This is a genomic window from uncultured Piscinibacter sp. (assembly GCF_937952055.1).
Lineage (GTDB): Bacteria > Pseudomonadota > Gammaproteobacteria > Burkholderiales > Burkholderiaceae_C > Piscinibacter.
This window is the reverse complement of record NZ_CALFYO010000002.1, coordinates 119,402-142,983: the sequence shown is the minus strand read 5'-3', so window position 1 is coordinate 142,983 and position 23,582 is coordinate 119,402. Positions and strand designations below refer to the sequence as shown.

Here is a 23,582-nt window from a genome sequence, read left to right as displayed (position 1 = left end):
GAGGCTCGGCGAGGGATCCGATGGTGTCCGTGGTACGGTACCACGGACACCCGTTACGGTGCTTCCGGGAGGTCCGAAAGCAACTGCTGGAGGGCCGTCTCGAAGGCTGCCCATCGGGCCGGCGGCAGGACACCACGAGGCAGTTCCACGGTGACCGCACCGCCCTTCCCCGCTCGGATCACGCCCTTCTTGCCATCGGCAATCACGAAGGAACGCGAAGCTTCCTTTGCCTTGGGCTTGCCCTTCGCCGACACCGCCTCGGTCAGGCTGCGGAACACCTCCGCGGCAGCCGGCTTCGGCGCGCGGCCGGCCAGTAAACGGGCAGCCGACAGCACCGCGTCCGGATCCTGCTGGTAGGCCTTGTCCAGCGCGACGGCCCAACGGAACTGAATGTCGACCGGGCTGCGGAACGCGCCGACGATCTCCTGCGGCAACTCGGCCACACGAAGCGCCTTGGCCACGTTGCTGTGGTCGAGGCCGATCTGTTCGGCCAGCCGACGGGCACTGGGAAACAACCCCTCGTTCAACGCCTTGTGGTAGCTGACGCCCTGCTCCCAGGCCGACAGGTTCGACCGCCCGCGGTTCTCCCGCTGCATCTGGATGTAGAGCGCCTGGTCGTCGACGTTCTCGTCGACGACCGCACGCACCGGCAGGCCCAGTTCGAGGCACGCGCGCGTCCGACGAGAGCCGTAGACCAGTTCGAACCGAGGCCCGTCCGCCTGCTCAGCCGCGGCACCGCGAGCGGGTCGCACCTTGATCGGCTGCACGTTGCCGCCGGCACTCTCAATCTCCTGCTTCAGTTCGATGAAGGCCTGACTCGAAAACGAATCCACGTGGCGGTCGGCCCAGCGCGTCAGCGTGATCTGGCGAGGATCGATGAGTTGCTCGCCGACCTGCAACTTGAGCTTCTCGATCTCGGCATTGAGCTTCGAGACCGCTTCCGTGTCGGCGGCTGCGCCAGACAGCATCCGGGACAGCATCCCCACCCCGGTGCGAGGCACGGCTGGCTTGGCATCGGCCTGAGGCTCCGCAGCTACAGCGGGCGCTTCGACATGGTCCGGAATCTTGAAGGCGATTCCCTGCCCCTTCTTTTGCGTGGCCACCTCAACCTCCCACCTGGCGCTGCCAGAACGTTTCCATCTGCTGCTCGATCAGGTCCACAAACCGATCGTAGGCCTCGAAGGCGCTCTTGAAGGTGCGCGTCGAGGCGTTGTCGCGCGTCGCGTCGTAGACGGTCCCGAACTCCTTGCTCGCCGTCCGGACGGCCTCGACGTCTGGAATCTCGACCGGCAGCACGCGCTCGGCGTAGGCGGCCTGGATCCACTCGCGGATGATCGCCGTCGATTGCCCGGTGTTGTCCTTGGGCGCGGCGTACTTCACCTTGGACAGCAGGATGTTGATGAACGCGAAGTCCTTGCCGGCGCCCCGTCCGGCGAAGTCGTCGGCCAGATCCTTGAACAGGTCCCAGAACTGCGCACTCGACGCGAAGTCCAGGTTGCTCGGTGGCAGCGGCATGATGATGCCGTCGCTGGCCATGAGGGCGTTGACCGTCAGGAACGACAGCGACGGCGGCGTGTCGCAGATGATCACGTCGTACTTCGACCGGATGGGGTCGAGCCCGTAGTCGAGCGTGCGCCAGAACTGGAAAGCGGCTTCCTTCAACTGTCGCGTCGGAAGGATGAACTCGGCCGAGAAGAGGGGAGAGCAGGACGGCACTAGGTCCACGCCGTCCCAGTAGGTCGGGCGGATCGCATAGCTCACGTCCGACACGTCGCCACTGAACAGCGGCAGCAGCGTCTGGGTAACGTCGACCTCGGCGTCCGGCAGGAAGCCGAACAGGGTCGTCATGCTGCCCTGCGGGTCGACGTCCACCACCAACACCTTGTGGCCACGCATGCTCAGCCCCTGGGCGAGGGTGGTTGCTGTGGTCGTCTTCGAACTTCCGCCCTTGAAGTGCGCCGTCGAGATCGTGATGGCCTCGCCGCCTTCGGGTCGCAGATGGTCAGCCCGGTAGTGCCGGGCCCACTGCCGCATCTCTGAGAGCGTGAACTCGCGACGGGCGCCCGTCGACGTCAGCCGCCCGGTCGGCAGGTCGCCAGGATTGCGCACGCGATAGTCGTATTGGGATCGCTCGATCTTCAAGCGCTCGATCAGCTGGGTCGCTGAGAACGTCGGCGGCAGCTTGCGGGCATCCGGCGCTAGCATCACACCGCGAGCCTGCGCCACGATCGACGTTGCCCGCTCGGCCTGCTCGGTGATGGCCTTCAGCGAGATTGGGTGGGTCGCCAGGGGCCCCTGTGTGGTCGGATCCATGCGTTCCTTGCAGTGCGCTATGACAATGAACGCAATTCTACGTGAGACAGTGCTTTTTCAAGACATCGATGAATTCCACGTCTATCGCAGACAAGCCAGTGCTCGGACTGCGAAGAACCTGGATTTCAGGACGTTTTGAAGACTTCCTCCAAGGTCAGTCGTCGATCAGTTTTAGAAGTTCAATAGTTCAAGACTTTCTCTGCAAGAAAGTCGTTTGAAATCAATAAGTTAGCCAACTCTCCGTCCGGACTCCCGGCGCCAGTCGTCCGGACAAGGCTGCGGAAGCGTCCGTGAACCAGGTTGAAGGCGTCCGGGAAGTCCTGGGGATAACTTTTCCGCCTGTGGATAACTTGGCGTCCGGGTTTTCAGGCCTGTTTCGACCCCAGCCAACGTTGTCGAGAGGTCGGCCGCCGCGCCCAAGAGCCGCTCGAAGTGTCCGGGTTTTCCGGCCCATAGTCGCTCGGAAGTTGATCAGTTCTGATCGCAGACCGAGTTGCGCGTGTCGCGTCCGAAAGACGCTGGTCAACCCGGACACTTGCCCGAGGTTGGCGCCCTAGAATGGACGCATGGGCAGTGTGGCAATCGTGAGGCAGATGGATGTGGTGCAGGGCATGCTGCACAAGTCCGTCATCGCCCTTGCGATCGTGCCGACCAACCGATCGCTGACGGTCACTGGACGCAAAGCGTACTCGGTCATGCTGCATCTTGCCCAGATGCAGGCAGCGGCCGGCACAGAGGGTGCAGACGGCGGCTTCGCTGCGCCGTTGAATTCCATCCTTCGCGGCTTCGGTGCGACCAACAGCATCTCCAGCGATGCGAAGAAGTACATCGACCAGATGGTGTCGACGAAGGTGGAGTGGAGGCCGCTGTCGAAGTCCGAGCAGCAGTTGCCGCTGACCTTCGGTGTCGACGGCAAGGAAGAGGGCCCTTCGCCGGCGCAGATCACCGACGAGTTGCGCATCTTCAACCTGCTCGCCGAGGTCCGCGTCTACAAGCGCGCGGGCGAGAACTGGGTGACCTGGTACTACCCGCCGTCCATCCGGGAAGAACTGGTGAGCCCCTCCCGCTGGGCCCAGGTCGACTTCGCAGTGCTGCGCCAACTGACCACCTACTGCGCAGTGGCGCTCTACGAGATCTGCGCCCGCTACCGCGACAGCCCCGCGGGCGTCACCAGCCGGCAGCACTGGTCCTGGTGGGCCGAGTCACTGCGAAGCTCGCCGACCTCCAAGGTCCGCGCATGGCGCAAGTTCAAGAACGAGTTTGTTGCGCCCGCCATCAAGGAGATCAACGACCTCGGCGACATCGAGATCGAGTTGATCGAGTTCAGGCGCGGCCGTGAAGTCGAGTTCGTTCAGTTCGCGGTCAAGAAGAGCGCACGGCGTCCCGCGAGGATCGCGCCGGTGCCGCCCGACGTGACGAACATCCTGAGAGGCGGCAAGCTGAGCATCCGCGACACGGTGATCGAGGAACTCGAGCGCGCCTACGGCGTTGTCGCCGTGACCGAAGGACTCGAACGCTACGAGCGCTTCCTGAGCGGAGCGGACCGCCCGCGCATCGGCAACGCCGGCGCCTACCTGCGCACGATCATCGCGAACAAGGCGCGCGAAGAGGCACCGGCAGGGCAGGGCGCCGAACCAGAGAAGACGGCGCACGTGGTCGTCGAGAGCAGGGCGGCATCGGCGATACCCGCTTCGCGTCGCGATGTCGAAGACGCTGAGCGCCACCGGCGCTTCAGCCTGATCCGCGACCAGTTCGCCAAGCTGGACGCCGAGGAGCAGTTGGAGTGGGTGCGGCGCGTGCGTGACGAGGCAGACGCAAACACGGCACCCAGCCCGAGCATCATGAAGCGCCTTGCGCGCGGTGAGTGGCAGTCACCGCTGGTCCAGGTGATGGTGATCCAGCACTACGCGAAGAGCGAGCTGGGTGAGGACTGGGCGACGTTGCCGTTAACGGAGTTTGAGAGCCTCATGGCCATCGACGCCGGCAGCGAACGGGACGTGGGCTGAACTCGCTACAACTGCCCGGGCAAAAAAATGCCCCACTGCATGTGCAGTGGGGCAGGGCGCGCAGTGACTAGGCTGCAATTTGCTCCGGGACATCGTCGACCGCGTTGCTGCCGACTTCGTCCTTTCCGAGATCCAACTCGGCTTCGAGCTCACGCTGCCTCGCGATCAGCGCGGCCAAGCGATCCTCGTGCTCGAAGGGCCGTTGCAGTTCAGCCGAAAGGCCTTCGAGTTTCGAGCGCATCCTTGCGAGCCGCTGGGCGCAGTCATCGCGGTGCGGCGCAATCTCGCGGATCGTCTCGATCAAGCCGGCGTGGAGTGCCGGTCCGGTCTGGCACGGTCTGCACTCGTATGAGCTCGCGCCCCGCACGAACAGGTGCACCTCGTCCTCTGCGCGTCCGATGAACACGCACAGTTCGAAGGCCCCGACGGTGCCGATGACCTCGTCCCGCGCGGACCGCGAGATCGATGCCCTCGCGCTGCGCACGGTCGCCCTGAGCACCTCGCCGATCTCTTCACGACCGCGGTGGGTGCGTCCGTGGACGTTGACCACCAGGTCCGTTCCGAGAACGGCGTGCGCCCGTTCGGCATCTGCCACGAGGGCTGCGAGCAGCCGCTCATTGCTCTCGATGCGCATCGGCAAGCCGGCCACCTCGGATTCGTTCGCGTAGCGTTGGTTGCGCCACACGGAAAGCAGCGAGGCGTACTTCGCGATCTCCGCGTCGACACCAGCCTTCTCGATGATCTTCGGATTGCCCGACGCCAGCGCCTTCACTTCGGCGTAGGTCAGCGTTGCGAGCTCGACGTCCTCGACAGACCGGATGCCCTTGTCCCCGCTCATCACCTGCGCGATGAACTTGGCCTTGGTGAGCACCGTCTGCCAGCTGTACGCGTCGAAGCTGCCTTCGGTGACGTAGCGGATGATCTCCACCTCCGCGCATTCGTTGCCCTGGCGAAGGATCCGGCCCTCGCGCTGCTCCACATCACACGGACGCCATGGGCAGTCGAGTTCGTGCAGGGCCACGAGGCGCCGCTGCACGTTCGTGCCGACGCCCATCTTCGGGGTCGAACCGAGCAGCACACGAACCTTGCCTTCGCGCACCTGGCGGAACAGGCGTGCCTTCTGCGAGTCGGTCTCGGCATCGTGGATGAAAGCGATCTGCTCGGCCGGTAGGCCCAGCTCGATCAACTCTTCGCGCAGCGCCTGGTAGACGCTGAACGCCATGCCACTCTTGGGAGTGGACAGGTCGCAGAAGACCAGCTGCGCCCTCTTGAGGTTCGCAGTCTCCTGCCAGATGTTGTGCACCTCTCGGGCGCACTGCGCCACCTTCCCGCCGGGGTCGGCTGGTTGGCGGCCGTTGATCAGTCGCATGTCCAGCGCGGCCAGGCGGCCTTCGCTGGCGATCATGAGCATGTTGTCCTCGCGAGGATCCACCCGCGCGATCTTCAAGCGCTCGGCGCGCTTCACGAGCGATCGCACGAAGGCGCGCAATGGCTCGCTCGGCTTGCACGTCACCGTTCTGGGCTTGTCGCCCTTCAGGATCGGCACCGGCAGCCTCAGCATCTCGCGCGTGCGGATGTCCGACACGTCGCAGAACACCGTCATCAGGTCCGGCACGTTGATGAAGCGCGCGAACCGGGTGTTGAGCCGATAGCCGCTGCCGTCAGGTGCAATCTCCAGCGCCGTGACCGTCTCCCCGAAGGTGGCGGCCCAGGCGTCGAATTGCTCCAGCCCCAGCGAGCGCAGCGTGTTGGGCTGCAGGAATCGCTGGAACGTGTGAACCTCGGCCATGCTGTTGGCCACCGGGGTCGCCGTGGCCAACACCACGCCACGGTGCTCGCCTCGGTAGAGGCTCATCGTGTGGCGCGTCTTCAGGTACAGGTCGAACGCGCGCTGCGAGTTGCTCAGCGGCAGGCCTGCGATGCGTGCCATCTTGGTGTGGCGGAACAGATTCTTGGCCGAGTGGGCCTCGTCGTACGCAAGCCAGTCGACCCCCAGTGCTTCCCAGCAGAGAAAGTCGTCCTTGCGATCCTGGTTCTCCAGGCGTTCGAGCCGGATCTTCCAGGTCTTCTTCATGCGCTCGAGCTGCTTGACGATCCGGTTGGACCGGCTGCCCGCGCTGCACATGCGCACCGCCATCTCGATCTCGCGGATGGTGTCCTTGATGAAGTCGCCGGTGAATCCGGCGGACATGGGCAGCAGCTCGAAAGTGGAGTGCGTCATCACGATCGCATCCCAGTCGCCGGGGGCTACCCGCGCCACGAACTCCCGCCGGCGGTCGCCAGCGAGGTCCTCCTTCGTCGCCATGAGCACGGCGGCGGAGGGATAGAGCCGCACCAGCTCTGCGGCGTACTGCTCGAGGCAGTGGTTCGGCACGATGTGGGCCGGCTTGTTGGCCAGGCCCAAGCGGCGCAGTTCCATGCTCGCGGCCACCATGATGGCCGTCTTGCCGGCGCCCACCGCGTGAAACAGCCCGGTGTTGCCGGACTGCACGACGCGCCAGATCGCGTTGCGTTGGCTCGCGTGGAGCTCGAAGCACTGCGAAAAGCCCGGCAGCTTCAGATGCGAGCCGTCGAACTCCCTTTGGCGGATGCAGTTGAACAGGTCGTTGTAGATCCTGCACAGCCGCTCGCGCCGCGGCGCGTCCTCGTAGGCCCATGCGGCGAAGCGGTCCCGGATCAAGCCGAGCTTCTCCCGCGCCGCGAGCGTCTCTTCCTTGTTGACGATGTAGGCACCGTCCTTCTCGGGGTGCGGGTCGCGCACCGTGGGTGTCTGCACGTTCAGCGCATGCTGCACGAGGTCGATCGCGTGCATGCGCCGCGTGCCGTACTCCTGGATGCACGCGACGCTTTGTCGGGCCGCCCAATCGTTGAAGGTCACCGACCAGGTGCCGGCCACGGCCAGGTAGCGCACGGCGGTGTCCTGCAGGCCGAGCACCTCCTTGATGAAGGCCTCGACCACGTCGGCCGGCACCCAGACCGCGCCCAGTCGCAGCGCGATGTCGCCTGGCGGCAGATCCTCGGGGATCACCTTCTCCAGTGCCGCCACGTTCGCCCTGTAGGCGTCGCCAGCGGCGAGGGCCACGGTCAGCTTGCGCTTCACGTTGCCGGAGAGGTACTCGTCGGCCGGCTCGTGCCGGTCGCCCTCGGGATTCAGGTAGATCATGCCTCGCGCGGACAAGTCCGCCAGGGCGTCTTCGGGCGTGGCCCGCAGCAGCCGAGCCATGTAGTCGGGATCGACCCGGCCCTTCCACTGCATCGACAGGGCGAGTGCCTCGTCGGGATGCTCGGCGACCGTGGCCTCGCGGACGGGCGAGACCGTTCGCTTCGAGAAGATCGCGGCCTTGGTGGCCACTTCTTCCTCTTCGTCGTAGTGCTCCAGGGACAGGAGCAGCGGATAGTCCGGGTCTCGCCGGAAGGCGAGGGCGTTCGCACGGGAGGACAGGTAGCCGTGCTTGCCCACGAACCGGTCGTAGCTCTGGTTCAGGCGTCGCCTCAGTTCGATCAGCGCCTGATCCGTCGTGGTGCCCAACTGCGCGCTGAGCAACGCGCGAGCCCGATCGCGGATGTCCACCATGCCGGCGATCCGTTGCCGGACCGTGGCGTTGAGGCGGTCGTGCAGGTCCACGACGTGATCGCCCTCCACGATGCCGATGCGGCCTTCGCTGACCGCGAGCGATCCCGGCCGCGTGCCAGCGGGTGCCGGCACGATGTCCCGGGGTGTTCTGGCGGGGGCCTTGGGTTGCACGCTGTACGCGCCCTTGGGCACCAGGGCCTGGGCGCCGAGCAGCGCGGAATCGAGATCTCCATCGAGCATGGCCGTCGGCACGGCCTGGAAGCCGTTGCTGACCCGGTCGATGCGACCCAGCACATGCTCCGGATGGCGCACGAACCAACGGTTGATCCGCAGGTACTGCTCGTGGCAGCCTTCCCGGAGCATCGTCTTGGGAACGTAGTCCAGGTCGAGCCACTCGGCTGCGGCCGCCGCCTCTCCCGGCGCGCGCTTTCTGAGCACGACCAGGTCGGCCTGCACGCTGGTCGATGCGATGCGCTCGAACGTGCCCGAGGGCAGTCGGAACGCGGTGACCAGGTCGGCCTCGGACGCCACGTGTGCACGCATGCCTGCATCGCTCTCGTCCAGGAAGTAGGTCGAGGTGATGAAGCACACCAGGCCGCCAGGGCGGAGCACATCGAGCGCCCGGCCGACGAACCAGTTGTGGATGCTGGCGCGGCTGTAGGGCCGGTTGCGGTTGTCCAGCACGCCGTAGCGGCCGAACGGGACATTGGACAGGATGAGGTCGTAGGTTCCGTCGGCCAAGGTCGCGGCCTCGAAGCCGCCGATGCGCACATCGACGCCACATGCCCCGTAGAGGCTGCGAAGAATGCGGCCAGAAACGCGGTCCAGCTCGATCGCCGTGACGCGGCTGCGCTGGGCAATGTCGGCCGGCATGCAGCCCAGGAAGTGCCCAGTGCCTGCGCTCGGTTCGAGGATGTTGCCGCCCTGGAAACCCAGGCGGCGCAGGGCCGCCCAGATCCAGTGGATGACGAGCGGATCGGTGTAGTGGCTGTTGTTGACCGATGCCCGCGCCGAGTCGTGGTCGTCGGCCGAGAGCAACTGGCGCAGGCGACCGGCGCGCTCGACCCAGGCTGGATCTCTGCCCTCGTCGTTGAAGCTCGCCGGGATGCCGCCCCAGCCGGTGTAGCGCAGCAGGGCACGGCGTTCGCTGGCGCTCGCCGGCCTGGCTTCGCTCTCGATCGACCGGAGCGCGTTGATGGCCGAAACGTTGGCCTCGAACTTGGTGGCCTGGCCTTCGATGTGGGCGAGGACTTCGTCGTCCCATGTCGGCCACTCGACGAACTGCGCAGTGTGGGCTGCGGCGGACATGGCCGGGCGCCATGCCTTGGGGACCTGCACTTCCACGACCGCTTGAACATCGACCGCAGCGGCAGGGGCCTCAGCAGCTTCAGCGAACAGGTCGGGGTATGCGGCAGCTTCGTCGTCGAAGCCCGGCAAGGAAAGGGTGTAGCCACCCTGGCTGGATGGGGACATGTGATCTCCGTGATGTGGAGAGAGCACACGCCCCCCTGGGGAGCGTGTGCTCCCGGTGGGAGGGGGTCCGCGGGCCGCCGAGGCGGCATGCGGTCGTGCGTCGACCAGCCGGACTGCCTGAAAAGCAGTAGGCCGATGCGAACGGATCTGGGGTTCGGTGCGGCCGCCTGTCAGGCGGGCACCGGAAGGACTCACCGCCTGACGTGGCGGCGGCGGGGCAGGGCCCAGCGCGGATCTACGTGCGGGTCACGACCGCTAACGCCGGCTGTGCCGGAACGCCTCAGAGGGCGGCTGTGGCCGGAAGCCACGAAGCGAATCGAGTATGGAACAAGGGGGCTGGATGGGAAAGACACCCCATTGCGCTGGCGCATGTTCATCGGGCATGAACCGGCCATAAGCAGCCGCGCCGCATAGAGGCAAGGGAAGCGGGGGATGCCGCAACCCTCTCGGTGCCTGCGCCAGCCCGAGTGCTGCCTCCCCGGTGTCGCCGTTTGCTACGATTGCCCCGTTTGCTTTATTGTTCCTGCTTGCCTAAAATCGGCTGATGGGCACCAATGTCAGCACCCCTGTCCTCCTGCGCCGGATCGCGCAGCTCGAAGCGGCCGTAGGACGGCTCAGCGAAGACCTGGGCAGTCTTCGGTCGGTGGTCAGCCGCCACGCGCTGCAGCCGTCACAGGCCGGTGGCGCGCGACCGCGCGCCGCGCGTTCCCAACTGCCCGCTGGGACGCCGTCTCAGTCCGCCACGTCCGGTGGGCTTGCCGGTGCCACCGCACGAGGCGAAGCGGCCCGGGTGCAATGGGTCAAGGACGGCCTCGTGGTGCCCGGTGAGCAACTCGCTCAGGCCTGGGGTCTCACACGGCAGGCCTTGGCGCCCGCTGCAGACCGGGGCGAGGTCTTCGCGGTGAAGATCGGCAACCGGCTGTACTACCCGCAAGTTTTCCTGGCGCTGGACCGCGAGGTTGTGGCCGCTGTATGCCGCGCCCTCGGCGACCTCGGTGCCAGCGAGAAGCTGATGTTCTGGTTGCGCGAGCACGGGGCGTTGGGAGGGAAGGGCGTCGCTGCGGCCCTGGACGCCGGAGTCGCGGTGTCCAAGGTGGAACGGTTGGCCACGGCCTGGGCGCGCGAGCGGGGAGCCGCGCGTGTCGCTGCGGCTGCCTGAGCCCGGGACATTCGAGGATCTGCTTCGGCCCGTGAGGGTCGAGGTCGCCTCGCTGGTGCGACTGAGCCGGTACCCGAGCACCGAGCCGTACTGGTCGTCTGGCGTGTACCGCTTCGATGACCCGGACCCAGGCCGCGCCGGCGAGTTCGGCACTTGCTATACAGCCAACTCGATCGAGGTCGCCTTCGCGGAGAGCGTGATCCACGAATCGGGACGCTTCGTCGACGGCGCCTACGAGGTGCCCTCTGCCGAACTGACGGAGCGATCGGTGGTGCGCTTCGCGTGTGAGCGCCGCAAGACGCTGGTCCTGGCGGACCTGACCGGCGCAGCCCTCAAGGCCCTGGGCCTGAACAACGACATCAGCGCGCTGGCCGACTACTCGGTGAGCCAGGCGTGGGCGCAGGCCATCCACGATGCCGACCCGCGATGGCAAGGCATCCGGTACGTGTCGCGCCAGATGAATAAGGGCTTCGCCTACGCGATCTTTGAGCGTAGCGGGCTTAAGAGCCTTCGGTCGGAGCGGCTGAAGCCTGCACAGCTGAACGCCCTGTGTGACCTCTTCAACGTGCCCGCTGTGTGAGCGCTTCTGAATTGGCGGTCAGGTGTGGCCGAGCGACTCTCGCCAGCGGTGAGAGAAATTCTTTCCCTGGAGGCCCGAAGCGTTGGTCCGGAGCAGGCTGATAGCAGTCCTTCGTGCCCCGCTCTTGAGAGACCGCCGTTAGCGAGAGCAGTCAGTCGCGCCCAAGCCGTGATGATCGAAGCGGGGTGCTAGGACGAAGTCTCCATACGGTGGGCTTCGTCATGCGCGCGACCTACAGAACCACCACGTGCTCCCGCTACGTCGAGGCCCTTACCGTCTGCTTCTGTCAAGGCGGCACCTCACCGATGCTGGACGCTTCCATCCAACTTCAGCTACAGTGTCTTCCACGGAGAGCGGTTAAGGTGCTATTATAAATCAACAACTTACGTAAGAAATGGACTAAGTGATTGATCTACATTCAGATTTAGCCCAGGTTGTCAGATTGGCCCTTGCGGAGCAAAGCGAGGACGTTCGTCTGTTCGTCGCGCGCCTTGTGCGCAAGTACCGGTCCGAGGCGCCGGAGCTGGCCGAACAACTATCCTCGTTTCTGCGCACCAAGAATGCTCGGTCAACGGCGCCATTGCGCAAAGCTGTCCAAGAACCCGACGCTGCAAGGCAGACCCTCCCCGTGGACGACGAGTCGCGGCTGTCGTTGCTCAAAGCCTTCAAGGATGCACCGGATCGCGAACCTCCCTTGCTGTCCGCTGGACTGGAGGAAAGCCTCGGCCAACTGATCCAGGAACGTCGCCAAGCTGATCGGTTGACCTCAATGGGTCTGGTGCCTACGCGCTCCGCCATCTTTGTCGGCCAACCTGGGGTTGGCAAAACCTTGACCGCGCGTTGGTTGGCCTCGCAGCTTGGGGTAGAGCTCTACGTGCTCGATCTCACTGCGGTTATGAGCAGCCTGCTCGGGCGCAGCGGCAACAACCTCCGCGCCGCTCTCGACTTCGCCAAGCGCACGCCCTGCGTTTTACTGCTGGACGAGATCGATGCCATCGCCAAGCGACGCAGCGACGATACCGACGTCGGTGAGCTGAAGCGCCTCGTCACGGTGATCCTGCAGGAAGTGGACGAGTGGCCGCCAACCGGGCTGCTCCTGGCTGCGACGAACCATCCTGAGCTGATCGATCCGGCGCTCTGGCGACGATTCGACCTAGTCGTCGAGTTCAAGCTTCCTGAGTTACCGGCCGTCAAGGCTGCGGTGAGGCGCTTTCTGGGGCCGGACTTTGCGCTGTTTGGCAGATGGCTGGACATCCTTGCGTTTGCCTTCAGCGGGGAGTCGTTCAGCGATATCGAGCGCGATATCCAGCGCTTCAGGCGAGCTCTGGCGCTCGGCACGGCGTCGGATGCCGAGCTGATTGAGGAGTTCGTAAGGTCGCGCGCGTTGAGCTTGAATCACCAGGGGCGCATCGACATGGCGATCCTTCTGGCCAAGCAAACGCGGCTGTCCCAACACGCCATTTCGGACATCACGGGCGTTAGCCGCGACACGATCAGGAAATACGCGGGAGAGTCGGCGCCGACTAAGCGGCCAGCAAAGAAGAGGGCTGAGACATGAGCCAGACGAACTTCCTGATCGGGAGAGGGGAACTCCTGACGCACGAGATCAAGGGCCCCAAGCGCAAGCCAGGCAAAGCGGAGGTCTATACCTTCCAGCAGGCCGTTCAACGCCTGCGCCCTCAATTCCAGGACGCCGCCGCTGAGTTGGATGCATTGCCCGACAACGCGTGTCCCGGCGACTTCGGCGTCGCGCGCCTGACGATGAACCCGAGCTACATCGCCCGCTCGTTCTTCCCCGTCGCGATGCTGCGGACGGTGGGGCTGGAGTCGGTCGGCAGCCGGACCGTGAAGCTCACGCCGGACGGCTGGACGAAGAAGGGGGATCCGCGGGAGTGCACCACGACGGAACTGTTCGTCGCCGGAAAACGCCAGGCGTTCCGCCATCTGAAGACCTGGACGCGCGAGGTAGGTGCCGACTCGGACGAGGCGCTCGACATGGCGCACATCGAGCGCTTCGCCGCGTTTGCGCCGGAAGAGCGCATCGTCTCCCTGGGCAAGAAGAGGGATCGCTTCTTCGAGGTCGGACTCCACCTGCTGCCCGATGATGATCGCCTGTTCGTGCAGCGCGCCTTCGCGAAGTACGCCAAGAGCGTCGAAGTCAAGGTTCATGCAGATCTGGGTTTCACGGCGGGCAATCTCTGGTTCGTGCCGGTCGAAGGCACACACGACGCCATCGAGCGGCTGGCGGAGTTCGTGTTCGTGCGTGTGGTGCGTCCCATGCCCAAGCTGCGCGGCCTGCGGCCCGTCCAGCGCACGACCGGGGTGCTGGTTGGCTGCACGCTGCCCAGCGAGCAGCCGCTGTCATCGGAACCGAAGGTCGCAATCCTCGATGGTGGTCTTCCCAAGCATCACGCGATCGGTCCCTGGCTGCGTTCGTATCGCTTGCTCGATGAAGATGCTGACGACGACCCCAACGGCCCGGAGCATGGTCTAGGTGTGACTTCCGCCTTTCTCTTCGGACCGATCCAGCCGAACACCTTGGCCGGGAGGCCGTTTGCCTATGTGGACCACCTGCGGGTTCTGGACAAGAATGCCGAGACCGAGGATCCGCTGGAGCTGTACCGGACATTGGGGTTCGTCGAAGAAGTCTTGCTGTCGCGCCAGTACCAGTTCATCAACTTGAGCCTGGGACCGGACCTGCCCATCGAGGACACGGACGTGCACGCCTGGACCTCGGTGATCGACGACCTGCTGAGCGATGGCGACACGCTGATGACCGTCGCCGTCGGCAACAACGGCGAAATGGACCGGGCAGTAGGCAACGCGCGCGTTCAGGTTCCTTCGGACTGCGTCAACGCGCTGGCCGTCGGCGCGGCGGACGCGACCGATGCGAATTGGTCCCGGGCGCCGTACAGCGCGGTCGGCCCCGGGCGCAGCCCCGGTGTGGTCAAGCCCGATCTGATGGCCTTCGGTGGCGATGCCGCCGGGTACTTCCATGTCCTCTCGCCAGGTCGCAAGGCCGCGTTGGCGCCTCAGCTGGGCACGAGCTACGCGTCACCGTACCTGCTGCGCAACGCGGTGGGTGTCCGGGCGATTCTGGGTGCCGACCTCACGCCGCTGGCCATCAAGGCGCTGCTTGTGCACGCCGCCGATGCCTCGACCCATGACAAGCTGGAAGTGGGCTGGGGCAAGGTGCCCGAGGACCTGATGGACGTGATCACCTGTCCGCCCGGCGCCGCGCGCGTGGTCTACCAAGGCGAACTCAAACCGGGCAAGTATCTGCGTGCCACGCTGCCGCTGCCGACCGGCGGACTGACGGGCAACATCCAGCTGAAGGCGACCTTCTGCTACGCCTCACCCACCGATCCTCAGGACGCCGCGGCGTACACGAGGGCTGGCCTCGAGGTCGTCTTCAGGCCGAGCGACAAGAAGATCGAAGAGGGCAAGGCGAACGCCCAGACCAAAGGCTTCTTCGACATGAAGAAGTACGCGACGGAAGAGGAGCGCCGTTCCGACCTCGGCAAGTGGGAGACCGTCCTGCACGGCAGCAAGCGCATGCGGGGCAGTAGCCTGGACAACCCCGTCTTCGACATCCATTACAACGCGCGCGAAGCGGGCGGCCGCGCCGTCGGCGCCGAGAAGATCCGCTACGCGTTGATCATCTCCGTCGAAGCGCCGAAGCACGCCGATCTCTACAACGACATCTTGCGCGCCTACGCCAAGACCCTCGTGCCGATCCAGCCGCAGGTGTCCCTGCCGATCCGCATTCGGTGACGGCGGGCGAGCAGAGCAGGCACAGCACGGACTGACGGGAAGGTGGAGAGCGATGCCGGAACCGCTGAAGAGCAAAGACAAACACGGGACGCCGTTCACGCGGCCGCCCGAGATCGAGGCCTGCCTGGCAAGGCTGGAGTCGGTCGATGCCGCGGCACGCCTGCAGGCTTTCGCCATCGTGTCGCGGAAGAACAGCGGCTATGTGCCGTCGGAAGCGCTGACGCATTTCCTGCGGCGCGCCCACGCGACGGGCGCTAAGGCCGAGTTCAAGCAGATGTTCGGACTGCTCATGAAGCGGGTCGGTCAGTCCCTGTTTGCAACGGTCTCGGACGCCCGCATGGCCGGGGCGCAAGGCATTCGAGAAGAGATCATGGGCCGATTCGCCGAGCGAATCGCCAAGGACTGCAACGGCCGTTTCGCCATGCTGGACTTTTTCGAGGTGCGGTTTGACCTGGCGTTCGCCCGATTCCGGAAGTCCGTTCTGAGGCAGATCGGCCCCTCGTCGGTACTTACCGAGCCGCTGTCCACGGACGGAGAAGAGGGTCAGGACATTTCTCGAGAGGTCGAGGAAGCGGCTGCTGACTTCCTGGGAGGGGACCCGAAAAAAATTGATGATCCGGCTTTCCGCCTTGAGCTGGAGGCTGCGATTGATGCACTACCAGACGATCAGAGACGGGTCGTGGGCTTGCTGCGGCGAGGTTTCCTGACCCACTCAGAGGATCCCAACATCATGACCATCTCCAAGATGCTGAACTGCGATCCGAGAACCGTGCGAAATCGCAAAGCCAGAGCGTACAAGACCCTGAGGGCCGCTCTAGAGGGGCACGTATGAGTACCTCCAAGCCCTTCGCTGCGGACGAGGAATCCGTGCTGATGGCGTTCTCTATGGAGACCAGCCATGGCCGGGAAACGCTCGAACGCTACATCAGGGAGTACCCGCAGCATGCGACCGCGCTAATCGATTGTTCGATCGATCTGCTTTATGAGCCGTCGGCAGCCGATGTCTCGGCGACTGAGGTGCCGGACAGCGCGGTGGACAAGGCCTGGCAGCGGTTCGAACGGGCTGTCCAGCAGCCCGACGCCGAGATCGCGAATCCGTTCGCCAGGCTCAATACGAGCAGCTTCAAGTCGCTCGCACGCAGCCTGGACGTCAGCAATCTCTTCCTGATGCGCGTGCGCGATCGGGCGATCCGTGCTGCCACCATTCCTGCCCGATTCATCGAGAGGCTTGCATCGGAGCTGGGTGCCACCGTTCAAGCTGTGGGCGCATACCTGCAGGGCCCGCCCGGCATGGTTTCCGGACAGGCCTTTCGGTCAAGTGTGAAGCCGAGTGTGGGCGAACAGATCACATTCGAACAAGCGGTCGCGACTTCACAGCTGACGCCGGAACAGCAGGCGACGTTGAAGGCATTGTCGGACTGACCGATGGACGCTACCGAGGCCGCTCGCCGGGAAGCAGAACGCCTGCACCGTGCGAACGTCGCGGCCGGCGGCGATCCGACCCGACCTTTGGCGTTTGCGCTTCGGGAGGCCACAGGTCGCGGCTTGGATGTGTACGCGCTGCAAGAAGGAGATTCGCAGCTCAAGGGAGGCAGAGCCACGTTCGACAGCCAGGCCGGGAGCATCCTCTACGACGATCGCGGATCGGACTTCGAGCGCGCCTTCTTGATCGGGCATGAACTCGGCCACGTCGTGCTGGAAGGTGGCACGCTTGACGTGGTGACGGTGGACGTCGAGCCCGACCGATCGATGGAGGATGCACCCGTCGGCGTAGATCGCGTCCTTGACTACGGGGCGCGCGAGCGACGCGAGGTGAAGATGGACCTCTTCGCTCGCGAGTTCCTGCTGCCGCGCCGTGTGTTGCGCGAGTTGCATGTCGACGAAGGGCTGGCATCCGACGCTATCGCGAAGCGCTTCGGCGCGCCGCTCGCCGTGGTGCAGCAGCAGTTGCTGGATGCATTGCTGCTGCCACCGGTCGAAGAGCCGTACCCAGTGGGCACCGGCGCGGTGGCAGGCCCGCTCACCCCTGACCCCACGCAGGCTCAGGCGGCCGCGCATCGAGGCTTGGCATTCCAGCTGCAGGCAGGGCCGGGTACCGGCAAGACGCGGACGCTTGTTCGCCGCATCGAAGGGTTGCTTGCGGAGGGCGCCGATCCCACCACGATCCTGGTCCTCACCTTTTCCAACAAGGCGGCCAATGAACTGTGCGAGAGGATTGCCGCGAGCAATCCTGTCGCGGCGGCAGCGATGTGGATCGGCACATTCCACGCATTCGGCCTGGACATCGTTCGCCGGTTTCACGACCGACTGGCGCTGCCGCCGGACCCACAGTTGGTCGACCGCACGGAGGCCATTGAACTCCTGGAGGACGAGTTTCCGCGGCTCGATCTGAAGCACTACCGGAATCTCTGGGATCCGGCCCTGGATTTGAGCGACATGCTGAGCGCGATCTCACGCGCCAAGGATGAGGTTGTCGATGCTGCGGGCTATCGCGCGCTCGCACAGTCCATGGCGGTGCGTGCGGGCACTGACCAGGATGCCACGGTCCGTGCGCAGAAGTGCCTGGAGGTTGCCACGCTCTTCGAGGCGTACGAACGGCTGTTGACCGCGCGCCAGCTGCTGGACTTCGGCGACTTGGTCGCGCTGCCGGTCCGTCTTGTCGAGGGAAGCGCCGAAGTAAGGGACGCCCTGCGTGCTCGCCATGAGCATGTGCTGGTAGATGAATACCAAGATGTCAATCGCGCCTCGGTCCGGCTCCTGAAGGCCATCGTCGGCGACGGCCGCAACCTGTGGGTGGTTGGCGATGCACGCCAGTCCATCTACCGCTTCCGCGGCGCCTCTGCAACGAACATCGCGCGCTTTGCGATCGACTTCCCCGGTGCACAGGCCTCACAACTGGGCATCAACTACCGCTCCGACAAACGGATCGTGGATGTTTTCACCGAGTTCGCGCGCGGCATGCAGGCATCCGTCGGTGCTTTGCCGCTGAACCTGCAGGCCGACCGCGGCGCCACGGGAGAACGGGTTGAGCTTCGCGTCGCCGGGTCGGCTGACGATGAAATCTCCGCGCTTGCCGCGTCGATCGCGGCGCTGCACGAGCACGGCATTGCCTATGGTGGCCAGGCGGTGCTGTGTGCGTCCAACGCGCGCCTGAACGCCATTGCCGCAGGTCTTGAGGCCAGGGGCATTCCCGCGTTGCACCTGGGCAGCTTGTTCGAGAGGCCGGAAGTCAAGGACTTGCTGGCCTTGCTCTCGCTGGTGAACGACCCTCGGGCGGCCGCGATGGTGCGTGTGGCAACCATGGCACGGCACCAAATGCCTTTGCAGGATGTCATGCGGGTAATTGAACACCTGCGCGCGGCGAATCCGGCTTCGATGGCTTGGTCGGCGATGCACGCAGAGGTAGACGGCCTCGTAGACGGCAGTCGAGAAGCACTTGCTCGCCTGTCCACGCTCTTTGCAGGCGTGAGCACGTCGACGAATCCCTGGTCTTTGCTGACGGGATGGACGATCGATGGTCTCGGGCTGGCGAAGACGCTTTATCAGACTGGCGATGCGCGAAGCCGCATGCAAGGTCTGGCGATCTGGCAGTTCCTGAACTTTTGTCGCGGGCAGCCAAGAGGGCAGGGCGTACCCGTGCTGCGGCTGCTTGATCGCATCCGGCGCCTCGTGCTGCTCTCAGAAGATCGTGGACTGAGCCAGCTGCCGCGCAGCGCCGAGAACATCGATGCCGTGCGCCTGATGACCATCCACGGAAGCAAGGGGCTGGAGTTCGATGTCGTTCATTTGCCCGGCATGGTGACGTCTGGCCTGCCGCGCAACAACGTGCCACCGCGCTGTCTTCCGCCGGACGGTCTGATCCATGGCTCGGAGGGATTGACCGGCATCGAGGCGGTGAAGGCCGGCCACGACGAGGAAGAAGAGTGCCTGTTCTTCGTCGCGCTTTCGCGAGCGCGCGACAGGCTGCTGCTGTATGCCTACGCCAGGCAGGCAGATGGACGTGCGCGCAGCCCCTCCAAATTCGTTGCCCCGATCGACCAACTCCTTGTTCGTCCGGTCCCGGTGCCGTTGCAAGCCGCCTTGACATCGACGGGCGCGCCGCTCGCCATCACGTGGCAAGGGCGTCCGCAATGGACCGACATCCAGGTCAACCTGTTCGAGCGTTGCCCACGCCGCTTCTTGTACACGCACGTGCTGCGTCTTGGCGGTCGGCGAACCGAAACCGCATTTATGAAGATGCACAACGTCGTGGGCGACGTGTTCGAGTGGTTGAAGCGGGAGCACGAGACGACAAGTCCCACGGTCATCCAGCTGGCAGCGCGCTTCGAGGAGGCATGGCGCTCCAAGGGCGCGACAGAGCATGGATATGCTGAAGACTACCGTCGCATCGGCAAGCGGCTTGTCGACTTCCTCATCGAGAGCCGCAGCCGTGGCGCGGCCGCGCCGGCGCCTCCGATCTCGTTAGGGTGGGCAGAGGGCGAGATCCTTGTCAGCCCGGATGGCGTCGCTCACGGAGCCGGCGGCCGCGTCACGGTGCGGCGCGTCAAGACGGGCAAGCAGCGCTCGAACGCCTTCGATGACATCGAGTACACGGTTCTCCAACTCGCTGCCGTCCAGGCCTACGGGCCGCATGCGCAGGTCGAGGTGACCTACCTGACCAGCGAAACCATCCAGCCGATGGAAATCTCATCGCGCAAGCTGGAGTCCAGGCGCGAGAAGCTGCAGGCCTTCCTTCAGGCGATGCAGGCAGGGCAGTTCCCCGCCAAGCCCGAGGCGCGTAGCTGCCCGCGCTGCCCGAGCTTTTTCCTCTGCGGCGACCTGCCCGGAGGAGCGTGGGTACAAGAAAAGCTCTGACTGGCCTTTCCGGTCTGGCACTGGGCTGCGATTGACTGAGTAAGGGGGCCAGAAAGCCTGCAATCCCGCAGGTGATGGCTCCCCAAGAAAGGCAATCAAATGCAAACCCAAACTCAGGCCGGTCGCGTCTTCGCGATCAAGATCTACAACGAACACGCGGACGAACGCGACGTCCGCCTCCACGACCAAGCCATCACCGGCCGTCAGCTGATGAAGGCCCTCGGCATCCACGACGTCGAGGCCAACGCGATCGTCAAACAGGTCGCGTCGGGCGAAACCGCAGAGATCCGGCTGGATGAAGCGATCGACCTGGCGCTCGCCGAGAACCAGCGCCTGTGGGTCATGACCAGCGACAGCATGCAGCGCTTCGTCCTGGACGGCGGCCAGATGGAGTGGCCGCGCCCGGTGATCGACGAGAAGGTGCTCGTCATGCTCTCGCGCGTGCACGGCGAGGTCGAAGTGATCCAGGAACTGCCTGGCGGCGGCGAGCGGGTCATCTCCAGCGGCGAGCGCGTGAACCTGGCGGGCGCCGGCGTGGAGCACTTCAAGGTGCGCCACCTGTCCAAGGATGTGACGGTCATTTACAACGAGCACGAGAAGTCCATCCCGCGGGGTGTCTATTCCACCGAACAGCTCAAGGAAATCTTCAAGGTCGAGGCAGGCTACGTGCTGGACATCGTGCGCGGCGTCGAGTTCGTCGAGCTCACGCCCGGAGAGCAGATCCGCGTGCACAACGGCCAGAAGTTCTTCTCCCACGCCCCCTGCGGCCAGTCGTCATGACCAGCGTGGCCGAACAACTGCACAAGCTGCAGATCCTGTACCCGGCCGCCCACGCCGGCTCCGATGGCGGCGTGCACTTCGCCTACATCCCGGAGCTGGGCGTGGGCAAGGAAGGCCACAAGCAGGTCGTTCGCGCGTTGCTCTACCCCAGCCACGACAACGGCTACTCGAGCCGCCTGTTCCTCGACCGCCAGGTGCCCACCACGGCGAGCTACACCTGGACGACCCGTGTTATCGCCGGCGAGACCTGGTGGGTGGTCTCGTTCAACGGCGTGCCGGGGACGCTGCCCTGGACTGAAATCCTGGCCAACCACGTGAGGGCGCTGCAGTGAAATTCACCTTCAAAGCAACGCCTGCGCTGTTTGCCCGCGCGCGCCAGGACCTCGCCCGCAAGCATCCGTTCGCCCACGAGCGCGTCGGCTTCGTCACCGCGGGCTGCGCCCGCGCGGACGACGACCTGATTGTGATCACGGCGCGCGACTACATGCCGGTCGACGATGAGGACTACGTCCGCAACCCGAACGTAGGCGCGATGATCGGCTCGGGCGCCATGCGCAAGGGCCTGCAGCGCGCCTATGCGACCCGCTCGGCGCTGTTCCACATCCACACCCACGGCGGCCGCGGCACGCCCGAGTTCAGCAGCGTCGACCTCAAGGACGCGCAGAACTTCGTGCCGAGCTTCTTCAACGTCGTCCCCGCCATGCTCCATGGCCTGATCGTTCTCAGCAACGATTCGGCCCGGGGTCGGGTGTGGGTCGCGCCCAACAAAAAGCCCGTCTACGTTCACCGCTTCGTCGCGGTGGGCTTGCCGCTGGTCCGCTACGGGGAGGGCGCATGAGCAGGCTCGATCGACAAAGCTTTCTCGGCTCCGACAGCGACCGAATCCTGCACGAGCTGACGGTCGGCTACGTCGGCCTGGGCGGCGGCGGCTCGCACGTCGCGCAACAGGCGGCGCACCTGGGCATCGGCGGGCACGTCCTGGTCGATGGCGACATCGTCGAGGACACCAACCTGAACCGCCTGGTCAGCGGCACGGCCAAGGACGCCAAAGACAAGCGCCTGAAGGTCGACATCGCCGCCCGGACGATCAAGGCGGTGAACCCCTCGGCTCGCGTCAAGAAGTGCCCCGTACCCTGGCAGCAGGCGCTCGAGGAACTCAAGGGCTGCGACGTGATCATCGGTGGGCTCGATTCGATGGTGGCCAAGGACGATCTCGATCGTTTCTGTCGGCGCCACCTGATCCCGTACATCGACATGGGCATGGACGTGCACGATACCGGCGGCCAATACCTGATCGCCGGCCAAGTCGTGCTCTTATCGCCGGGCTGCCCCTGCCTGCGCTGCTTCGGGGTCGTGACCGAGGACGGCTTGGCGCAGGAGGCCAAGCGCTACGGCGCCGCCGGCTCGCGTCCGCAGGTCGTCTGGCCCAACGGCGTCTTGGCTTCTCTGGCGATCGGACTGCTGACGCAGTTGGTCACGCCCTGGCACCGCGGCGGTGTTTCGTCGGCGTACCTCGAGTACGACGGCAACAAGAACACGGTTCGCAGCAGCCCGCGGGTGGCCATGCTGGGTGACCGGCCTTGCCCGCATACTTCGGCGCTGGACACGGGCGACGCCCGCTTCGACATCCGAGAGGATCCGAAGCGAAAGCCGTCCTCCCCAGTCGCGGCGGACTTGGCGACTGACGGTGCCGCACAGAGCGCAACTCGCCGGATCCTGCGCAAGCTCGGGATCCGACTGCGCCCCACGCCAGGGACTTAAGCGCAACGCGGCAGGCGCCGATGAAGGATGCGCGTGGCCTGCAGGCGCAGGCAGATTGAAGTGCGGGTCACGACCGCAAACGCCGGCCAGGCCGGAACGCTGGTGACAGCGGCAAAGGCAGAGATGCCCATCGCACGGTCAGTATGAATCAACGATGCGCGGTCGAAAAGGGGCATCGCACGGCGCATGCCCATCCGTCACTCGTCCGCCCCGCACCTGCAGCGGCGGATCTGTCGCTTTGGCCCGCGCGGCGCCCGAATTCCGGGGGGACTTCGAGCCGCCTTTCCGGTTGAAGGCGGCCGCCATCTTCGGGACGATTGGCGCCACGGCAACCCGCCCATCGACGGCGTTGCCTGACGTTCAACCAACAGGTCGAGATCAGTCCATGGGGCGCCTACCCTTAGATTCGTTGGGCCTGCTCATCAGCGTGGTCGAAGGCGGCCGGAGCTACAAGGAAGTGGCGGCCGACCTGGGTGTCGCGCGCTCGACGGTCGAGCGTCGGATCAAAGGCCTGCTGCGCAGGCTTCAGCAGGCCGGTGCACTGGGCTCGATCCGGGTGGACTGGCTGGACAGCCTGGTCGCGATCCGCCGCGAGCGGGAGACGATCATGGCCGCCGCGCGCGCACACGATGTAGGAGAACCGCCGCCGCCTTGCCGGGTCGTGCTGGATGCGGATGAGGTCGCTGCCGGTGCGAGCCGCCTTCGCTCATGCTGCCGAAGTGCCAACCGGGACATCGCGCTGATCTACACGCTGCTGTGCACCGGCCTCAAGACCATGGAACTCGCGCTGCTGGAGGTGGGCGACTACCTGGATGAGAACGGCAACGTGCGGCGAGTCTCGACACTGCGTGGGGAGGTGGCGGCCGGCGGCTTCGCGCGACCGCTGTACTTCAACTCGTCGCGAGCCGTGGCCAGCATCGACATCTACCTGGAAGAGCGCCTGCGTCGGCGGTTGGGCACCGGCGAACCCGGGCGCTTCCGTGGGCTCGATCCGAAGAGCCGCCTGTTCCTGACCGAGGCGGGCAGGCCGTTCCTGATCACCCGGCGTTCACCGACCGATTCGCGGCTCACCTCCAAGTACCTTCAGGCGACGCTGCGCCTGGCGTTCGCGCGCGCCGGATGGGTTGGCATGACGGCGCAGCAGGCCCGCAGGCAGGTGGCGCTCTCGCTCGATCGCCAGGGTGCGGACAGGGCCCAGCTTCGGGAACTGCTTGGGCTGCGGTCGGCACGCCAGGTGCGACGGCTGCTCAGGCTCCCGCCCATGCCGCTCGACCTCGTGTCTCACGAGATCGTGTAGGCCCGATCGTG

General features: G+C 65.3%; 16 protein-coding genes. 13 read left to right on the top strand and 3 right to left on the bottom strand.

Features of this window, described 5'->3' with window-relative positions:
• Window positions 1–53: 53 nt before the first annotated feature.
• Window positions 54–1,103, bottom strand: coding sequence for a ParB/RepB/Spo0J family partition protein (locus Q0599_RS00795; protein WP_298824307.1), 1,050 nt, complete (start codon window positions 1,101–1,103; stop codon window positions 54–56).
• A 1-nt stretch (window position 1,104) separates the two neighbouring features.
• Window positions 1,105–2,313 (bottom strand): ParA family protein, encoded by a 1,209-nt coding sequence (locus Q0599_RS00790; protein WP_250200228.1) that lies wholly within the window; start codon window positions 2,311–2,313, stop codon window positions 1,105–1,107.
• 566 nt (window positions 2,314–2,879) lie between these two features.
• On the opposite strand from Q0599_RS00790, the gene Q0599_RS00785 reads away from it, so the two are divergent.
• Window positions 2,880–4,319: a replication initiation protein gene (locus Q0599_RS00785; protein ID WP_298824300.1), complete on the top strand. Its 1,440-nt coding sequence runs from the start codon at window positions 2,880–2,882 to the stop codon at window positions 4,317–4,319.
• Window positions 4,320–4,386: 67 nt separating this feature from the next.
• On the opposite strand, the gene Q0599_RS00780 is transcribed toward Q0599_RS00785, so the two are convergent.
• Window positions 4,387–9,366 (bottom strand): helicase-related protein, encoded by a 4,980-nt coding sequence (locus Q0599_RS00780; protein WP_298824297.1) that lies wholly within the window; start codon window positions 9,364–9,366, stop codon window positions 4,387–4,389.
• Between the two features lie 544 nt (window positions 9,367–9,910).
• Between Q0599_RS00780 and Q0599_RS00775 the strand changes: the two genes are divergently transcribed.
• The 12 genes from Q0599_RS00775 (at window position 9,911) to Q0599_RS00720 (ending at window position 23,571) form a co-directional block, all read left to right on the top strand.
• A complete protein-coding gene (locus Q0599_RS00775; protein WP_298824295.1) occupies window positions 9,911–10,525 on the top strand; it encodes a hypothetical protein in 615 nt (204 codons plus the stop codon).
• On the top strand, window positions 10,506–11,105 hold the full coding sequence (locus Q0599_RS00770; RefSeq protein WP_298824292.1) for an RES family NAD+ phosphorylase: 600 nt from the start codon (window positions 10,506–10,508) through the stop codon (window positions 11,103–11,105). Before Q0599_RS00775 ends, Q0599_RS00770 begins: the two co-directional genes overlap by 20 nt.
• Before the next feature lie 403 nt (window positions 11,106–11,508).
• A complete protein-coding gene (locus tag Q0599_RS00765; RefSeq protein ID WP_298824290.1) occupies window positions 11,509–12,663 on the top strand; it encodes an AAA family ATPase in 1,155 nt (384 codons plus the stop codon).
• Window positions 12,660–14,879 (top strand): S8 family peptidase, encoded by a 2,220-nt coding sequence (locus tag Q0599_RS00760; RefSeq protein WP_298824288.1) that lies wholly within the window; start codon window positions 12,660–12,662, stop codon window positions 14,877–14,879. The genes Q0599_RS00765 and Q0599_RS00760 overlap by 4 nt, the downstream gene beginning before the upstream one ends.
• Window positions 14,880–14,931: 52 nt before the next feature.
• On the top strand, window positions 14,932–15,711 hold the full coding sequence (locus tag Q0599_RS00755; RefSeq protein WP_298824286.1) for a sigma-70 family RNA polymerase sigma factor: 780 nt from the start codon (window positions 14,932–14,934) through the stop codon (window positions 15,709–15,711).
• Entirely contained in the window at window positions 15,708–16,301 is a 594-nt protein-coding gene (locus Q0599_RS00750; RefSeq protein ID WP_298824283.1) for a hypothetical protein, read from the top strand. Before Q0599_RS00755 ends, Q0599_RS00750 begins: the two co-directional genes overlap by 4 nt.
• 3 nt (window positions 16,302–16,304) lie before the next feature.
• Window positions 16,305–19,733 carry a UvrD-helicase domain-containing protein gene (locus Q0599_RS00745; RefSeq protein ID WP_298824281.1) on the top strand — a complete coding sequence of 1,143 codons (3,429 nt, stop codon included), beginning with the start codon at window positions 16,305–16,307 and terminating at the stop codon, window positions 19,731–19,733.
• Between the two features lie 99 nt (window positions 19,734–19,832).
• On the top strand, window positions 19,833–20,513 hold the full coding sequence (locus tag Q0599_RS00740) for a multiubiquitin domain-containing protein (RefSeq protein WP_298824279.1): 681 nt from the start codon (window positions 19,833–19,835) through the stop codon (window positions 20,511–20,513).
• Entirely contained in the window at window positions 20,510–20,845 is a 336-nt protein-coding gene (locus Q0599_RS00735) for a hypothetical protein (protein ID WP_298824278.1), read from the top strand. The genes Q0599_RS00740 and Q0599_RS00735 overlap by 4 nt, the downstream gene beginning before the upstream one ends.
• A complete protein-coding gene (locus tag Q0599_RS00730; protein ID WP_298824276.1) occupies window positions 20,842–21,351 on the top strand; it encodes a hypothetical protein in 510 nt (169 codons plus the stop codon). Before Q0599_RS00735 ends, Q0599_RS00730 begins: the two co-directional genes overlap by 4 nt.
• Window positions 21,264–22,274 (top strand): ThiF family adenylyltransferase, encoded by a 1,011-nt coding sequence (locus tag Q0599_RS00725; protein WP_298824274.1) that lies wholly within the window; start codon window positions 21,264–21,266, stop codon window positions 22,272–22,274. Before Q0599_RS00730 ends, Q0599_RS00725 begins: the two co-directional genes overlap by 88 nt.
• A 409-nt stretch (window positions 22,275–22,683) precedes the next feature.
• Entirely contained in the window at window positions 22,684–23,571 is an 888-nt protein-coding gene (locus tag Q0599_RS00720; protein ID WP_298824272.1) for a hypothetical protein, read from the top strand.
• Window positions 23,572–23,582 lie beyond the last annotated feature (11 nt).